General features: G+C 74.1%; 12 protein-coding genes. 9 read left to right on the top strand and 3 right to left on the bottom strand.

Going from position 1 to position 15,013, the window contains the following annotated elements:
* Positions 1 to 148: 148 nt before the first annotated feature.
* From ACGFH9_RS12470 to ACGFH9_RS12460, 3 genes are all read left to right on the top strand, one after another.
* Positions 149 to 2,254: an adenylate/guanylate cyclase domain-containing protein gene (locus tag ACGFH9_RS12470; RefSeq protein ID WP_393217834.1), complete on the top strand. Its 2,106-nt coding sequence runs from the start codon at positions 149 to 151 to the stop codon at positions 2,252 to 2,254.
* Positions 2,255 to 2,332: 78 nt separating this feature from the next.
* Positions 2,333 to 5,614 carry a BTAD domain-containing putative transcriptional regulator gene (locus ACGFH9_RS12465; RefSeq protein WP_393217832.1) on the top strand — a complete coding sequence of 1,094 codons (3,282 nt, stop codon included), beginning with the start codon at positions 2,333 to 2,335 and terminating at the stop codon, positions 5,612 to 5,614.
* Positions 5,615 to 5,722: 108 nt separating this feature from the next.
* Positions 5,723 to 6,415: a hemerythrin domain-containing protein gene (locus ACGFH9_RS12460; RefSeq protein ID WP_393217830.1), complete on the top strand. Its 693-nt coding sequence runs from the start codon at positions 5,723 to 5,725 to the stop codon at positions 6,413 to 6,415.
* Positions 6,416 to 6,461: 46 nt separating this feature from the next.
* Here the strand turns inward: ACGFH9_RS12460 and ACGFH9_RS12455 are convergent, their stop codons facing one another.
* Genes ACGFH9_RS12455 through paaK form a run of 3 tightly spaced genes read right to left on the bottom strand, consistent with a single transcriptional unit; the run spans position 6,462 to position 9,556 of the window.
* The gene (locus ACGFH9_RS12455; protein WP_393217827.1) at positions 6,462 to 7,028 is read right to left on the bottom strand and encodes a dienelactone hydrolase family protein; all 567 of its coding nucleotides are present in this window, start codon (positions 7,026 to 7,028) and stop codon (positions 6,462 to 6,464) included.
* A 55-nt stretch (positions 7,029 to 7,083) separates the two neighbouring features.
* Positions 7,084 to 8,193 carry a nucleotide disphospho-sugar-binding domain-containing protein gene (locus tag ACGFH9_RS12450; protein ID WP_393217825.1) on the bottom strand — a complete coding sequence of 370 codons (1,110 nt, stop codon included), beginning with the start codon at positions 8,191 to 8,193 and terminating at the stop codon, positions 7,084 to 7,086.
* A 55-nt stretch (positions 8,194 to 8,248) separates the two neighbouring features.
* Entirely contained in the window at positions 8,249 to 9,556 is a 1,308-nt protein-coding gene (gene paaK, locus ACGFH9_RS12445) for a phenylacetate--CoA ligase PaaK (protein ID WP_393217824.1), read from the bottom strand.
* A 289-nt stretch (positions 9,557 to 9,845) separates the two neighbouring features.
* On the opposite strand from paaK, the gene ACGFH9_RS12440 reads away from it, so the two are divergent.
* From ACGFH9_RS12440 to ACGFH9_RS12415, 6 genes are all read left to right on the top strand, one after another.
* Positions 9,846 to 10,604: a class I SAM-dependent methyltransferase gene (locus ACGFH9_RS12440; RefSeq protein ID WP_393217821.1), complete on the top strand. Its 759-nt coding sequence runs from the start codon at positions 9,846 to 9,848 to the stop codon at positions 10,602 to 10,604.
* Between the two features lie 126 nt (positions 10,605 to 10,730).
* Positions 10,731 to 11,207 (top strand): fluoride efflux transporter FluC, encoded by a 477-nt coding sequence (locus tag ACGFH9_RS12435; protein ID WP_393217818.1) that lies wholly within the window; start codon positions 10,731 to 10,733, stop codon positions 11,205 to 11,207.
* The gene (gene crcB, locus ACGFH9_RS12430) at positions 11,204 to 11,566 is read left to right on the top strand and encodes a fluoride efflux transporter CrcB (RefSeq protein ID WP_393217815.1); all 363 of its coding nucleotides are present in this window, start codon (positions 11,204 to 11,206) and stop codon (positions 11,564 to 11,566) included. The genes ACGFH9_RS12435 and crcB overlap by 4 nt, the downstream gene beginning before the upstream one ends.
* 90 nt (positions 11,567 to 11,656) lie before the next feature.
* Positions 11,657 to 12,181, top strand: coding sequence for a PadR family transcriptional regulator (locus tag ACGFH9_RS12425; protein WP_355624500.1), 525 nt, complete (start codon positions 11,657 to 11,659; stop codon positions 12,179 to 12,181).
* On the top strand, positions 12,178 to 12,858 hold the full coding sequence (locus tag ACGFH9_RS12420; protein ID WP_393217812.1) for an ABC transporter ATP-binding protein: 681 nt from the start codon (positions 12,178 to 12,180) through the stop codon (positions 12,856 to 12,858). Before ACGFH9_RS12425 ends, ACGFH9_RS12420 begins: the two co-directional genes overlap by 4 nt.
* Positions 12,855 to 15,011 carry an FtsX-like permease family protein gene (locus ACGFH9_RS12415; protein ID WP_393217809.1) on the top strand — a complete coding sequence of 719 codons (2,157 nt, stop codon included), beginning with the start codon at positions 12,855 to 12,857 and terminating at the stop codon, positions 15,009 to 15,011. The genes ACGFH9_RS12420 and ACGFH9_RS12415 overlap by 4 nt, the downstream gene beginning before the upstream one ends.
* Positions 15,012 to 15,013: the final 2 nt, after the last annotated feature.

Genomic DNA, 15,013 nt, shown 5'->3' with positions numbered 1-15,013 from the left:
TGCCGCTTGTGGTACTCCTCGCGTCGACATTGCGACTAAAGGTTGCGGGTGGCCGACATACGTCGTTCTGCCGATCCCCCGTCAGCCCAGGAATGCCAATCTCCGAGGGTCGTCAGCCCATCACCTGGGAAGGACGGGTGTGCCACCCATGATCACTATCGTCGCGGACACGACGCGGACCGACCACCCACACTGGCCGGTGCCCGAGGAACGACGGACGGTCACCGTGCTCTTCGTCGACATCGTCGGCTCCACCGCGCTTGTCGACCAGCTCGACCCGGAGGACGTCCGCGCTCTGCAGAGGGCCTACTTCGAACGGGTCGCCGGCGTGCTGCACCGCTGGCACGGCGTGGTCGAGAAGTACGTCGGCGACGCGGTGATGGCCCTCTTCGGTGCACGACGCTCCGACGGGTTCGACGCGTACCGGGCGGTGCGGGCGGGGCTGGAGATCCAGGCCGCCCTGGACCGTCAGCCGATCCTCGGTGACCTCACCCTGCGGGTGCGCGTCGGCATCGCCACCGGTGAGGTGGTGGTCGACCTGGGCGCCGCGGTCAGCGGCGGCCACGGCGTGGCCAGCGGCGCTGTGATCACCACCGCGGCCCGCCTGCAGGGGTACGCCGTACCCGGTGGCGTCGCGCTCTGCGCGGCCACCGCGCGGGCCACCGCCGGCCTCATCGTCCAGCGTCAACTCGCGCCGATGCCGGTGGCCGGCCGGATGGCGCCGATGCCCGTGTGGCACGCCACCGGCCTGGCGCGCCCCAGCGCCGACCGGCACGACGGCCCGTTGATCGGGCGTCGCCGCGAACTGGCCGGCATCGCCGACCAGGTGTCCCGGGCCCTGCACGAGCGCGAACCGCGCTGGATCTCCCTCGTCGGCCCAGGCGGCAGCGGCCGCAGCCGACTGCTGCACGAGCTGAGCCGGACGCCGGGCACGGTGGACGGCGTACCCGTGCGCTGGTGCGTGGTGGGCTGCCCGCCGTACCCCGATCAGGTGCTCGCGCCGGTCGCCGAGCTGGTCCGCGTCATGGCGGGCATCCGGCCCGGCGACGGCCCGGCGGCGACCCGCGACCGGCTGACCGACGCTCTGACGCCGTTGTACGCGCCCGGCCGCCTCGCCGAGGTGGTGCCGGCGCTGCGGGGGCTGCTGGCGGCCCCGGACGCCTCGGCCGAGGCACTGGCCGCCGCGGCCCTCTGCCGGGAAACCCTGCTGCTCCTGGCCGCCCACCGACCGCTCGTGGTCGCCGTGGACGATGTGGACCGTGCCGCGCCGGCCGTACACCGCTTTCTGCACGACCTGTTCGCCGCCGCCACGGTGCGTGGCGTGCCGATGGCCGTGCTCACCGTGCACCAGCCGCAGTGGACCGACACCCGTCCCGGGCCCGCCCGGCGGGTGCCGATCCGGCCGCTGGCCACGGTGCAGTCCGGGCGGCTGCTGCGCCACCTGCTGACCCGCGCCGGGCAGCCGGTGGCCCTGGCCGACCGGCTGCTGCCGCCGGTGGGTGGCCGACCCGGGCACGCCGCCGCGTACGTGGCGTCGATCGTGGCGGGCGCGGACCCGGCGACGCTGCCCGAGCCGGTACGTCGCAGCACCGGCGCCGAGCTGGACCGGTTCGACGGCGAGCGCCGGGCGGTGCTGATGGCCGCCGCCACCCTCACGGGCGTGCTCTCCGGCCCGGCCGTCGACCGGGCGCTCGGTTGGCTGCCGGGGCGGTCCGCTCCCCTGCTGCGCGCCCTCGTCGCGGGCGGGCTGCTGCGTGCCGACCGCGCCAGCGGGTACGCGTTCGTCGCGCCGGCGTTGCGTCAGGTCGCGGCCGAGCGCCTTCCCCACGCGCTGCGCGCCGTGCTCACCCGGCGGGCCGCCGCGACGTCGGTCTCCGACGCCAGCAGCGGCCGCCGCGTCCGCCCCACGGCGTCGTCAGCCGCCGATCGGCCCGCGCCGCAGCCGCGCGTCGGCACCCTCGCGGCGACGACCACGCCCGCCGCCCGGTCATCCGAGCGCGCGCCGATCCCCCGCCGGCTGCTCCGCACACCCTCGAAGGCGCCCACGCCCGCCGCGCTTACGCGTCCGGTCGACCGCACGTCGCTCCCCCGTCGACTGCGCGCGGTGACGACGGCCGGCGACGTGCCGCCGAACAGGACGAGCGCGCCCCTGCCCCTCGGCCGGACCCGGACGTCGATCCGCACCGGCGGCGCGGACACCGGGATCCGATTACCGGTGACGCTCCCGGTGGGCGACCTGGCCGTCCCGGCCTGAGGGCGGCGGGTGGCGGCGGGCAGGGGTTCGGTGGGGACGGCGAATCGCCCGACGCCGACGGCTAGGATTGGCGCAGTCATGCTGCTAAGGGTGCTCGGGCCGCTCGAGGTCGAGGTCGACACAGGCGGACCGACCGATCTCGGCGGCCCCCGTCAACGCGCCGTGCTCGCGCTGCTCCTGGCGGCCCGCGGCGAGGTCGTCTCCGTCGGCCGGATGATCGAGGAGCTGTGGCGGGGGGACGCGCCACCACGGGCGATCGTCTCCCTCCAGGCGTACGTCTCCCACCTGCGCCGCGTGGTGGAGCCGACCCGCGAACGCCGCGCGCCGGCGCGGGTCCTGGTCACCGTGCCACCCGGGTACGCCCTACGGTTGCCCGCCGACGCCATCGACGCCAACCGCTTCGAGTCGCTGTTGGCCGAGGCCCGCGCGGTCGGTTGCGCCGACCCGGAGCACGCCCGCCTGCTGCTCCGCACCGGTCTCGGCCTGTGGCGCGGTCCCGCGTACGCCGAATTCGTCGGTGAGCCGTGGGCGCAGCCGGAGGTGATGCGGCTGGAGGAGCTGCGTCTCGCCGCCCGGGAGTTGCTGGTCGACGTGACGATGCGCGGCGGTGACCCCGCCGAGGCGGTGCCGGAGGCGGAACTGCTGACCCGGCAGGCGCCGCTACGGGAGGAGACCTGGCGGCTGCTGGCCCTGGCGTTGTGGCGTACCGGTCGGCAGGGGGACGCGCTCGCCGCGCTGCGGCGGGCACGGGCGACCCTCGCGGACCAGCTCGGTCTGGATCCCGGCCCGGCGCTGGCCGAGGTCGAATCCGCGATCCTGGGCCAGCGCCTGGACCTCCTCCCCCCGGTGGCCGCGACGACGCCCGTCGACGGAGGGCAGCCGGAGGAGGTGTTCGTCGGGCGGGAGGCCGAGCTGGCGGCGCTCGGGCAGGCAGCCGCGGAGGCGCGGGTGCGTGGCCCGCGCGTCGCGCTGGTCACCGGCGAGGCCGGCGCCGGCAAGACGCGTCTGCTCGGCAGGTTCGTCGAGGACCTGACCGCCAACGGCTGGCTGGTCGCCCTCGGGCGCTGCCCCGAGGTCGAGGGCGCTCCGCCGGCCTGGGCGTGGGTCGAGGCGCTGCGGCAGCTCGCGCTCCAGGCACCGCCGGGTGACCTCGCGCCGGCGCTCGCGCCGCTGCTGGCCGAAGACGACGGTGAGGTGGGTGGGGACGTCACCGCCGGCCGGTTCCGGCTGCACCGCGCCGTCGCCGCCTGGTTGGACGCCGCGGCCGTCGGCAGACCGGTCGCCGTCGTACTCGACGACCTGCACGCCGCGGACGCCGAGACCCTGCTGCTTCTCACCAGCGTGACCGGGACCACCGCCGGCGCACTGCTGTTCGTCGCGGCGCTACGGCCCGCCGACAACGCCGAGCGGCTCGCCGACACCATGGCCGGACTGGCCCGCCGGTCGCCCCACCGGATCGCGCTGGGCGGCCTGACGACGCCCGAGGTCGAACGGCTGCTCGGCGCGCTGGCCCGGACCACAGTCGATCAGGACACCGTCAGCGCGCTGGCGGAACGCACCGGCGGCAACCCCTTCTACGTCCGGGAGTCGGCCCAGCTGCTCGCCGCCGAGGGCACCCTCGTCGCCACCTCCGACGTACCCGAAGGCGTCCGCGACGTGCTGCGCCGACGGCTGTCCCACCTGCCGTCCGCTGCGGTGTCGGTGCTGCGCCTCACCGCGACCGTCGGGCGGGAGGCGGACGTACGGACACTCGTCGACGCGTCCGGCACCGACGAGGGCACGGTCCTGCACGCGCTGGAAGCCGGCCTGAGCGCCGGCCTGCTCACCGAGCCGACGCCGGGCCGGGTGCGCTTCGTCCACGGCCTGGTCTGCGACACCATCTACACCGACCTGCCGCAGCTGCGCCGCACCCGCCTGCACGCCCGCATCGCGGCCGTCACCCGCCGGCTGCACCCGGACGACTACCCGGCCCTGGCGCGCCACTACTCGCGGGCCGCGTCGGCCGAGACCGCGCCGCTCGCCGTCGAGTACGCCATCCGCGCCGCCGAGCTGGCCGAACGGCGCTACGCGTACGACACCGCGATCGAACTGCTCACCAACGCCGTCGACGCCGCAGCGTCGGTGCCCGGGGACCGGGACGCGCTCCGGGTCGACCTGCTGGGCCGGCTGCTGCGCGCGCAGGCCCGGGCCGGCGCGGTCGCCGCCGCCCAGCAGAGCCGGAAACGGGCCGTCGACATCGCCATCGCGGCCGGCCGCGACGAGCTGCTCGTCGCGGCGTTCACCGCCTGGACCGTACCCAGCCCGTGGCTACGACACGAGTACGGCGCGGTGGATTACACCGCCGTCGAGCTGCTCACCCGCCTGCTGCGCGCCGACGACCTGGACCCGGTCACCCGGTGCCGGCTGCTCGACGCGTTCGCCACCGAGCTGGACGGCGAGTCGGACCCACGCGGTGTGGCGGCCGGACAGGAGGCCCTGGCGATCTCCCGGCGATCGGGCGATCCCGAGCTGCACGCCCTCGGGCTGGCTGCCCGGGCCCGCACGATGAGCTACGAGTTGGAGGCGACCCAGCGCCGGGAGCTGGCACTGGAGCTGCGTGACCTCGCCGACGAGCACGGCCTCGTGACCTGGAGCTGGGTCGCCGAGCAGGTGGTCGGCCACTGCGCCGCCGCGCTCAACGACCCGGAGCAGCTCCGTGCCAGCGTCGGCCGGCAGGGGCGGCTGGCCGAGACGTACCAGCTCAAGGAGGCGCAGGTCCTCCACCTGTGCTCACTGGCCGTGCTCGCGCACGTCGTTGGCGACTTCGTGACCGCGCGGCGGCACTACGACGAGGTGGCCGAACAGATGCGGGGGCAGGGATCGCTGCACGGCGAGGCCTTCCACTACCTCGCGGTGGCGACCCTGCTGATGAGCCAGGGCCGCTTCGGCGAGCACGTGGAGGCGACCCGCCGGATGCGGCCGTTGCTGGGGCCGATCGTGGACGACCTGCTGGCGTTGGCACTGATTGAGAACGGTCAGGTGGACGAGGCCCGTGCCATGCCGATCGGCCGACACACCTACCGTCCCGACTACTTCCAGTCCTCCCTGCTGAGCGTACGCGCGATGGTCATCGTGGCCCTGGGCCGAGCGGACCTGGCACAGCCGGTGATCGACGCGCTGCTCCCGTTCCGTGATCAACTGGCCGGCCTCTCCACCACGGCTGCCGTGGTACGGCCGGTCGCGCTGACCCTCGGAGAGCTCCTGCGTCTGACGGGGCGCACCGAGGAGGCCGCCCGGCACTTCCAGCTGGCGGCCAGCCTGGCGCGCCGGTGGGAGTCGCCGCACTGGCTGGCCCAGGCTACGGCGGCGCTGGCCGACTGACGCGTGTTGCCGGGCGGCGGGCTGGCGGCTTGCGTCTTCCAAGTCGGTTCCAAGTGGCGGCGAGAAAGATCGTCGTGTTCGACCCACTGAATCCTTGGAAAGGGCACCGTGAATCAGAACCACCAGGAAGCGATGGCCGACGTCCGCGACATGTACATGGTGCACACCATGTTCCGTCGTGAGTTCGGCCTGCTCCCGCAGCTCGTCCGCGGCGTACGGTCGGGTGACGTGAAGCGCGCGGACGTGGTCGGCGCGCACGCCGCGCTCATGTGCCAGCAGTTGCACCTGCACCACGAGGGCGAGGACATCTTCCTGTGGCCGCTGCTCGCCGAGCGCGGTGGCGCGGAGGCGGCGGCCATCGTCCCCGCGATGCAGGCCCAGCACCACGCGATCGAGGAGGCCTACGAGGCGGTCGTCGCCCTGCTTCCCGCATGGCGTCAGACCGGACAGAACGGCGCGGCGGTGGCCGACGCCGTGGAGCGGCTGCGTGCTGCGGCCGTCGAGCACATGGCCCTCGAGGAGTCCGAGATCCTGCCGCTGGCGCAGCGGTACGTCACCGCGGCCGAATGGGCGAAGCTCGGTGAGCACGGGTTGAGCGACACCCCCAAGAAGGACCTGCCGCTGATCTTCGGCATGGCGATGTACGAGGGCGACCCCGCGGTGATCAAGGCGGTGCTCGCCCACGCCCCGCTGCCGGCACGGCTGATGATGCCGGTCGTCGGGCCCCGGCTCTACCGCACGTACGCCAAGCGCGTCCACGGCACGCCCACCCCTCCGCGCATCGGCGCGAACGCGAGTTGAACGCTCGGCTGGCGCAATGGACCGTGCCGACGAGGGGATGGCGCGGTCAGGCGTCGGTCAGGAAGGCCAGCACCCGGGGCCAGGCCGCTGCGGCGGCCGCCGGGGCGTACTCGGTCAAGTCCGGGTCGGTGAACAGGTGGCCCACGCCGGGGTAGCGGAACACCGTCAGGTCGGCACCGGCGGCGGTCATCGTCCGCTGCCACTCGTCGACCTCGTCCGGCGCGTCGTACGGGTCCGGGTCGGCGACGTGCAGCTGCACCGGCAACCCGGCCCGGACCACGTCCGGCGCGCCGCCGGTGCCGTGCAGCAGGAGCAGGCCGGCGGCGTCGGGGCGTTCGGCCAGCAGCGCCCCGGCCACCCCCGCGCCCATCGAGAAGCCGGCGAGGACCGTCTGCGGCGGCAGGTCGCGCAGCGCCGCGCGGGCCCGGTCGAGCACCACCTCGTGGCCGATCTTGTCGAGCAGCGCGAAGCCCTCCTCGACGGTGTCGACGGCGGGGACGCCGTACAGGTCGGGGGTGGTGACCTGGTGCCCGGCGGCGCGCAACCGGTCGGCGGCGGCACGGACGGCGGGCCGGAGCCCGTACACGGAGTGGAACAGCACGACGTGTCGCATCCGGTCATCGTGCCGCAGTCGGGCCGCCGATCGGTGCGGCCACGCGGGGGCGGGATCAGACCAGCGCCGCGAGCCGGGCCACCTGGGCCGCAGGCGGGGGCGTCGCGGCGATCTCCTGGCTGACCTGTACGGCGGCGGTGCGCAGGGTCTCGTCGGTGAGCAGCCGGGTCAGTGTGTGCGCGGTGATGTCGGCGGGGCGCGACGCGAGGCCCGCGCCTCGGCGGGCCACCAGCTCGGCGTTGTGCCGCCGGTCCCCCGGGCCCACGGTGGCCAGTTGCGGCAGGCCGGCGGCGAGGGCGCCGAGCGCGCTGCCCGCACCGCCGTGGTGGACCAGCGCCGCGCTCGCCGGCAACGCCTCGTCGAGCGGGATCCAGTCGACCACCCGGACGTTGTCGGGCAGCGGCCGTGCGGTCGTACGCCGATCGGGTCGGACCAGCACGATCTCGGCGTCCACCCCGGGCGCGGCGGTGACCACGGCGGGCATCGGGCCCCGGTCGCCGGGGCCGGTGAGGGTGCTGCGGGTGACCAGGATCCGGGGTCGCCGGCCCGGTTCGCGCAGCCAGGCCGGCAGCTCACCGCCGCCCCCGTAGGAGGTGTGGCGCATCGGCCAGCCGTCCTGGCGGGCGACGCTGGCCGGCGTGACGGCGAGGGCGGCGGCCGGCGGGGGCAGCTCGGTCAGGCCGTGCCGGCGCAGTGCGGCGCCGAGTCGGGCGACGGTGGCGCGGACCAGCTCGCGGCCGTCGAAGAGGTTGTTCTCCTGGCGCACGGCCGGCACGCCCAGCCGGGCGGCGGCCACCGCGCCGGCGACCGCGAACGGTTCGTGGAGCACCAGGTCCGGTCGCCATTCGTCGGCCAGCCTGACGACCGGATCGGTGAGTTGGTCGTTGAGCGCGCCGAAGAGCAGCCCGGCGCCCCGGGTACCCGCGGTGCCGGCCAGTTCGGCGCGGGCCACCAGCGGATGGCGCAGGAGAACCCGCCGCGCGATCCGGCCGAAGGCGAAGCCCGGTGCGATGTCGTGTACGGCCAGGCCGGCGTCGGCGGCGGCCAGGCCACCGCCGCCCGTGGCGAGCAGCACGTCGTGGCCGGCGTCGCGCAGTGCGACGGCCAGCGGCACCAGCGGGAACGCGTGCCCGACCAGCGGGGCGGAGACCACCAGCACACGCATGGCCGCGATCCTATGTCCACACGCGCGGTTCCGATGCCCCGCCGACCGGGCGGTGTCAGCCGGACTGCCGCTGGTCGACGATGCGGCGCATCTTGCCCATCGACCGCTCCACCGCGTCCGGGGCGAGCACGTCCACGGCCACGCTCACCCCGATCGTGTTCTTCACCAGCTCGACCAGGGTCACGCCGGCCCGCTCGGCGGCGTCCACGGACGCGTCGGCGCGCCGCTCGACCCGCACGGTGAGGGTGTCCAGCCGGCCGCGCCGGTCCAGGACGCACTGGAAGTGCGGCGAGAGCTGCGGCGTACGCAGGATCAGCTCCTCGATCTGGGTGGGGAAGACGTTCACTCCCCGCACGATCATCATGTCGTCCGTCCGGCCGGTGATCTTCTCGATCCGCCGCATGGGACGGGCGGTGCCGGGCAGCAGCCGGGTGAGGTCGCGCGTGCGGTAGCGCACCACCGGCATCGCCTGTTTGGTCAGCGACGTGAGCACCAGTTCGCCCTGCTCGCCGTCGGGCAGCACCGCGCCGGTGACCGGGTCGATGATCTCCGGGTAGAAGTGGTCCTCCCAGAGGTGCAGCCCGTCCTTGGTCTCGACGCACTCGGTGGCCACGCCGGGGCCCATCACCTCGGAGAGCCCGTAGATGTCCAGGGCGTGGATGTCCAGGCGCTGTTCCATCTCGCGGCGCATGTCCTCGGTCCACGGCTCCGCGCCGAAGATGCCGACCCGCAGCGAGGTCCGGCGCGGGTCGATGCCCTGACGCCGCATCTCGTCGATGATGGCGAGCATGTAGCTGGGCGTGACCATGATGATCTCGGGTTCGAAGTCGCGGATCAGCAGCACCTGCCGCTCGGTCATGCCGCCCGAGACGGGGATGACCGTGCAACCCAGCTCCTCGGCGCCGTAGTGGGCGCCGAGGCCGCCGGTGAAGAGCCCGTACCCGTACGCGACGTGCACGCGGTCACCGGGCCGCCCGCCGGAGGCGCGGATCGACCGGGCCATCAGCCGGGCCCAGGTCCGCAGGTCGTCGCGGGTGTAGCCGACCACCGTGGGTCGGCCGGTGGTGCCGGAGGAGGCGTGCAGTCGGGCGATCTGCTCCCGGGGTACGGCGAACATGCCGAACGGGTAGTTGTCGCGCAGCTCCGCCTTGCCGGTGAACGGGAAGCGGGCCAGGTCGGCGAGGTCGCGGCAGTCGTCGGGGTGGGCCCCGACGGCGTCGAAGGCCCGGCGGTAGTGCGGGACGTTGTCGTACGCGTGCCGCAACGACCAGCGCAGTCGCTCGCGTTGCAGGGCGCGCAGCTCGTCGACGTCGGCGCGCTCGATCGGCTCCAGCTCCTCCGGTGACGGGGTGCGGTCCTGCATCGCGTGCCTCCTTGGTGCGGCGGTCCCGGTGGGGTTGCCGGTACCGTACGCCCGCTGTCGTGCGGCTGAGGCGGCGGTCAGCGGACGGCCGGAGCCGGCGCGGGGCGTCGACCAGCGGGGGTCGGTGGGCCGGCGCGGAGGTGGCGAGGACGGCGGGACGACGACGCCGGGCCAGGCGGATGCCTGGCCCGGCGTCGCTTCGATCATCGCTCTGCCATCTTCTCGCAATTGCAAAATATGTGCAACAAGGTCTGGACAACCCTCGCGAGCCGTAACTAGCCTTCCCCGCATGAGTCCTTACATCACCGATGCGTGGGTGTGGCAGGAGAGCTGGGACCGCCAGCAGGAGGCGTACCTGCCGGATCGGGAACACCGGTTCGCTGCCATGCTCGACACCGTCGACGCCGTCCTCGACGGCCGACCGCCGCGCGTGCTCGACCTGGCCGGCGGCACCGGGACCATCTCACTGCGGACGCTGGCACGATTCCCCGAGGCCGAGGTGACCCTGGTGGACCTCGACCCGGCACTGCTCGCCATCGCGCACGCCTCGCTGGGCGATCGGGCCACCATCGTCACGGCCGACCTCGGCGTCCCCGACTGGCACGCCACGCTCCCCCACCGGGAGTACGACGCCGTCCTCACCGCCACCGCCCTGCACTGGCTGCCGGCCGACCGACTCGGGCAGCTCTACGCCGAACTGCGGAACGTGCTGCGGCCGGGCGGCGTATTCGTCAACGCCGACCACCTGCCCGACGACACGCTGCCGGAGCTGACCAAACGACTTATGACCCGGGCGCGCGACCGGCGCGACGCCCGCTACGCCGCCGGCGCGACGCTGTCCTGGTCGGACTGGTGGGCCCGGGCCGGTGCCGACCCCGCGCTCGCGCCGCTCGTCGCCCAGCGGCAGGCGATCTACCCGAGCGGGCACAGCCCCGAGTGGAACCCGCCGGTCTCCTGGCACCTGGCCGCCCTCACCGCGGCGGGCTTCGCCGAGGTCGGCACGGTCTGGCGGGGCGGCGTGGACGCGGCCGTCGCGGCCACCCGCTGACGCGGTGGCGTCCGGCCCCCCACTGACGCTGGCGTCCGGACGCCGCCGTCGGCGGGCCGCGTCCGGACGCCGCCGACCGTGAGCCACGCGCGGACGTCGCCCCGGGCGGCGGTACGCTGACAAGCCGTGGCAGAGCCGCTGGATCCGCGCACCGACCCGGACGTCGACCTGCGGGTTCCCGCCGACCGGGGCGAGCTGACCGCGCATCCCGCGACGATCCTCGCCGCCATCGCGGCCGGCGGCGTACTCGGCGCGCTGGGCCGCGCAGGCCTGCAACAGCTCGCGCCGCACGGTCCGACCGGCTTCCCGTGGGCGACCTTCGGCGTCAACACGTCCGGCTGCCTGTTGATCGGCGCGCTGATGGCGGTGCTCGGGCACCTCGGTGGCGGACACCCCCTCGCCCGCCCGTTTTTCGGCGTCGGGATCCTGGGCGGCTTCACCACGTTCTCCACCTACGTGGTCGACATCCAGCAGGCGCTGGTCGCGGGCGCCGCGGGCACCGCGCTGGCCTACCTGGCCGCGACACTGCTCGGGGCGCTCGTCGCGGTGGGGCTGGGCGACGCCGTCACCACCCGTCTGCTGCGCCGCGAGGAGGCCCGATGACCGTCCTGCTCATCGCCCTCGGCGCGGCCGTGGGCGCTCCCCTGCGGTACCTCACCGACCGGACCGTCCAGTCCCGGCACACCTCGGCGTTCCCCTGGGGCACGTTGACCGTCAACGTGGTCGGCTCCCTGCTGCTCGGCGTCCTCGTCGGCGTACCGGTGGGCACGGCGGTGAGCGCGCTGCTCGGGACCGGGTTCTGTGGGGCGCTGACCACCTACTCGACGCTCAGTTACGAGACGCTGCGGCTGACCAGGGACGGCGACCGGCTGCTCGCGCTGACCAACGTGGCGGGAAGCGTCGCCGCCGGGCTCGCCGCGGCCAGTGCCGGCTACGCCCTGGCCCGCACCCTGACGGGCTGACCCGACTTCACCAGAACGCCCCTGACCAGGGTCGACCCGAATACCCTCGGGGTATATACGCGAGGTATACCCCCGGTGTAGTCTCCTGGCATGAGCGTGCCACTGACCCTGCTCGGCCTCCTCGAACGAGAGCCCAGCCACGGATACGACCTCAAGCGCGACTACGACGCCTTCTTCGGCCGGGGCAAGCCGCTGCCGTTCGGCCAGGTCTACTCCACCCTCAGCCGCCTGGCCCGCGACGGCAAGGTGGTGATCAGCGACGTCGCGCCCGGCTCCGGCCCCGACCGCAAGCGCTACATCATCACCGATGTCGGCGCGACCGAGGTCGAGCAGTGGCTGACCCAGCCCGTCGACCCGGAGCCGCACCTGCAGACGGTGCTCTTCGCCAAGGTCGTCCTCGCGCTCATGCTGGACCGTCCGGCCGCCGAATACCTCGACACGCAGCGCAGCGCGCACCTGCACCGGATGCGCGAGCTGACCGAGATCAAGCGCGCCGGCAACCTGGTCGACGCGCTGCTCGCCGATCACGGCCTGTACCACCTGGAGGCGGACCTCCGGTGGATCGAGATGACCGGCGCCCGGCTGGACGCCCTGCGCAAGGAGGTGCGGCCGTGAGCGTCGTCATCGAGGCCCGCGACGTGACCTTCGCCTTCGGTCAGACGCCCGCCCTGCGTGGCGCGAGCGTCTCCGTCCAGGACGGGGAGATCCTCGCCGTCATGGGCCCCAGCGGCTCGGGCAAGTCCACTCTGCTGCACTGCCTGGCCGGCATCCTCGTGCCCGACTCCGGCGAGATCCTCTTCGGCGGTGGGCGGATCGACACCATGTCCGAGAGCGGGCGCAGTGGTCTGCGCCGGGACCGCTTCGGCTTCGTGTTCCAGTTCGGCCAGCTCGTCCCCGAGCTCACCGCGGAGGAGAACGTCGCCCTGCCACTGCTGCTCGGCGGCGTCCACCGCAAGCAGGCGCTGCGCAAGGCGCGGTCCTGGTTTGCTCGCCTCGGCCTGGACGGCCTGGAACAGCGCCGATCCGGCGAGCTCTCCGGCGGGCAGGCGCAACGTGTCGCCCTGGCCCGCGGCCTGGTCACCGAGCCACAGGTGCTCTTCGCCGACGAGCCGACCGGCGCGCTCGACTCGCTCACCGGCGAGCAGGTGATGGACCTGCTGGTCGGCGCCGCCCGCGAGCAGGGCACCACCGTCATCCTGGTGACCCACGAGGCCCGGATCGCCGCGTACGCCGACCGCGAGGTCATGGTCCGCGACGGGCGCGTCAACGCGCCGGACCGGATCGCCTCATGATCCGCTTCGGGCTCCGCCTCGCCGTGGCCGGCGGTCGGGAGGCGCTCACCCGCCTGCTCGTCATCGCCGCCGCCGTCGCGATCGGCAGCGGACTGCTGCTGACCACCCTCGCCGGGGTCAACGCGGTCGACGCGCAGCTCAGCCGGTACGCCTCGATCTATCCCCACGCCTCGACGGACGGTGGCGCCGACCCGCTGTGGTGGTCGACCCGGGACGACTACTTCCACGGTGCGCAGATCATCCGGATCGACGTCGCCGCCACCGGGCCGACGGCGCCCACCCCGGCCGGCATCCCGAGCACTCCGGGCCCGGGCGAGTTCTACGCCTCGCCGGCGTTGCGGGACCTGTTCGCCGCGCACCCGGCCGCCGAGCTGGCCGACCGCTACCCGGGGCGTGACCTCGGCACCGTCGCACCATCCGGGCTGACGTCACCGGACACCCTGCTCGCCATCGTCGGCGGCACCCCGGACAGCGTCGGCAAGCTGCCCAACGCCAGGCAGGTGGACAACCTCGGCAATACGCCCACCCTGCCCGAGACCACTGTGGACCTCATCCTGGGCGTGGTCGCCGGCGGTCTGCTCTTCCCGGTGCTGATCTTCATCGGCACCGCCACCCGGCTCAGCGCGGCCCGCCGGGAGCAGCGCTTCGCCGCGATGCGTCTGGTCGGCGCGACACCCCGGCAGATCGCGATGGTCGCCGCGGTGGAGGCGGCCGCCGCCGCCGTCGCCGGCACCGCCGTCGGCTTCGCCCTGTTCTACGCGTTCCGGGGCCCACTCGCGGGCATCCCGTTCACCGGCATGCCGTTCTTCCCCGGCGACATGTCCCTGGGCCTGCTGGACACCCTGCTGGTGGCGCTCGGCGTCCCGGCCGGCGCGGCGCTGGCGGCCCAGGTCTCGCTGCGCCGGGTCCGGATCTCGCCGCTGGGCGTCACCCGACGGGTCACCCCTCGCGCCCCACAGCCGTACCGGCTGATCCCGATGGTGCTCGGCGTCGCCGTGCTCGTCTCCGCCATCGGCTTCCGGCCCGAGACCTCCGACGGCCAGGCGGCGGTGTTCCTGCCCGGCCTGCTGCTCATCATGTTCGGCCTGGTCCTCGCCGGCCCCTGGCTGACGATGGTCGGCGCCCGGGTGATGGCCCGGTACGCCAACCGGCCGGCCACGCTCATCGCGGCGCGACGCCTCGCCGACAACCCGAAGGCCGGGTTCCGGGCGATCAGCGGCATCATGCTCGCGCTCTTCGTCACGAGCGTCGCCGTCGGTGTGATCACCACGATCATCGACGAGCGTGGCCCGGCCCCGGTCGGCTCGACCGACGCGGGCACCGTCACCACCGTCTTCGACGAGAAGGCGGCGTCGGTGCCCGACGCGCTCCTCGCCGAGCTGCGGGCGATCCGCGGCGTGGGGTCCGCGACCGCCATCCGGGAGGACCCGGACCTGATGGACGGCGGTGAGGGCGGGATGATCGCGTGCGCCGACCTCCCGAGCGCGTACGGCCGGTGCGCCGACGGCGCGAGCGTCATCGAGGTGCCGTTGGGTCTCAGCCGCTGGGAGGAATCGGCATCACCCGCGACGGTCTGGCCCGCCGCGGCGATCACGCTCGACGAGTTGCAGCGACTGCCGGTGACCTCGGTGGTGGTCGGCACGGACGGGTCGGCCACCGCCGTCGAGCGTGTCCGCACCGTGCTGGAGATCGCCTTCCCGACCTTCTGGGTCGGGCCGAACGTGCCCGGCGACTTCGAGTCGGACTTCGCCGACACGCTGCGCGGCTGGGAGCAACTGGCCAACGTCATCATCATCGCCAGTCTGGCGCTCGGCGGGTGCAGCCTCGCGGTCAGCGTCATCGGTGGTCTCACGGAACGCCGCCGTCCGTTCAGCCTGCTGCGGCTCAGCGGCGCTCCGGTGCGGGTCCTGCGTCGGGTGGTGGCGCTGGAGAGCGCTGTGCCGATGCTCGCCGTCGCCACCCTCGCCATCGGCATGGGCCTGCTCGCCGCGCACCTGTTCCTGCGGGCGCAGATGCACTACACGCTCGCCGCGCCCGAGCCGCGCTTCTACGTGATCGTCGTGGTCGGACTGGTCGCCTGCCTCGGTGTCATCGCCTCCACGATGCCGCTGCTGGAACGTGTCACCGGTCCGGAGACCGCCCGCAGCGAGTGACC

Source organism: Micromonospora sp. NPDC049102 (assembly GCF_043197485.1).
Taxonomy (GTDB): Bacteria; Actinomycetota; Actinomycetes; order Mycobacteriales; family Micromonosporaceae; genus Micromonospora.
Note: the sequence above shows the minus strand (reverse complement) of the source record. Positions and strands in the feature narration are given on the sequence as shown.

What these genes read in the sequence shown, in the direction of transcription:
- ACGFH9_RS12470 (WP_393217834.1), top strand. Translation starts at nt 149, where the DNA reads ATGATCACTATCGTCGCGGACACGACGCGGACCGACCACCCACACTGG.
- ACGFH9_RS12465 (WP_393217832.1), top strand. Translation starts at nt 2,333, where the DNA reads ATGCTGCTAAGGGTGCTCGGGCCGCTCGAGGTCGAGGTCGACACAGGC.
- ACGFH9_RS12455 (WP_393217827.1), bottom strand. Translation starts at nt 7,028, where the DNA reads ATGCGACACGTCGTGCTGTTCCACTCCGTGTACGGGCTCCGGCCCGCC.
- ACGFH9_RS12450 (WP_393217825.1), bottom strand. Translation starts at nt 8,193, where the DNA reads ATGCGTGTGCTGGTGGTCTCCGCCCCGCTGGTCGGGCACGCGTTCCCG.
- paaK (WP_393217824.1), bottom strand. Translation starts at nt 9,556, where the DNA reads ATGCAGGACCGCACCCCGTCACCGGAGGAGCTGGAGCCGATCGAGCGC.
- ACGFH9_RS12440 (WP_393217821.1), top strand. Translation starts at nt 9,846, where the DNA reads ATGAGTCCTTACATCACCGATGCGTGGGTGTGGCAGGAGAGCTGGGAC.
- crcB (WP_393217815.1), top strand. Translation starts at nt 11,204, where the DNA reads ATGACCGTCCTGCTCATCGCCCTCGGCGCGGCCGTGGGCGCTCCCCTG.
- ACGFH9_RS12425 (WP_355624500.1), top strand. Translation starts at nt 11,657, where the DNA reads ATGAGCGTGCCACTGACCCTGCTCGGCCTCCTCGAACGAGAGCCCAGC.
- ACGFH9_RS12415 (WP_393217809.1), top strand. Translation starts at nt 12,855, where the DNA reads ATGATCCGCTTCGGGCTCCGCCTCGCCGTGGCCGGCGGTCGGGAGGCG.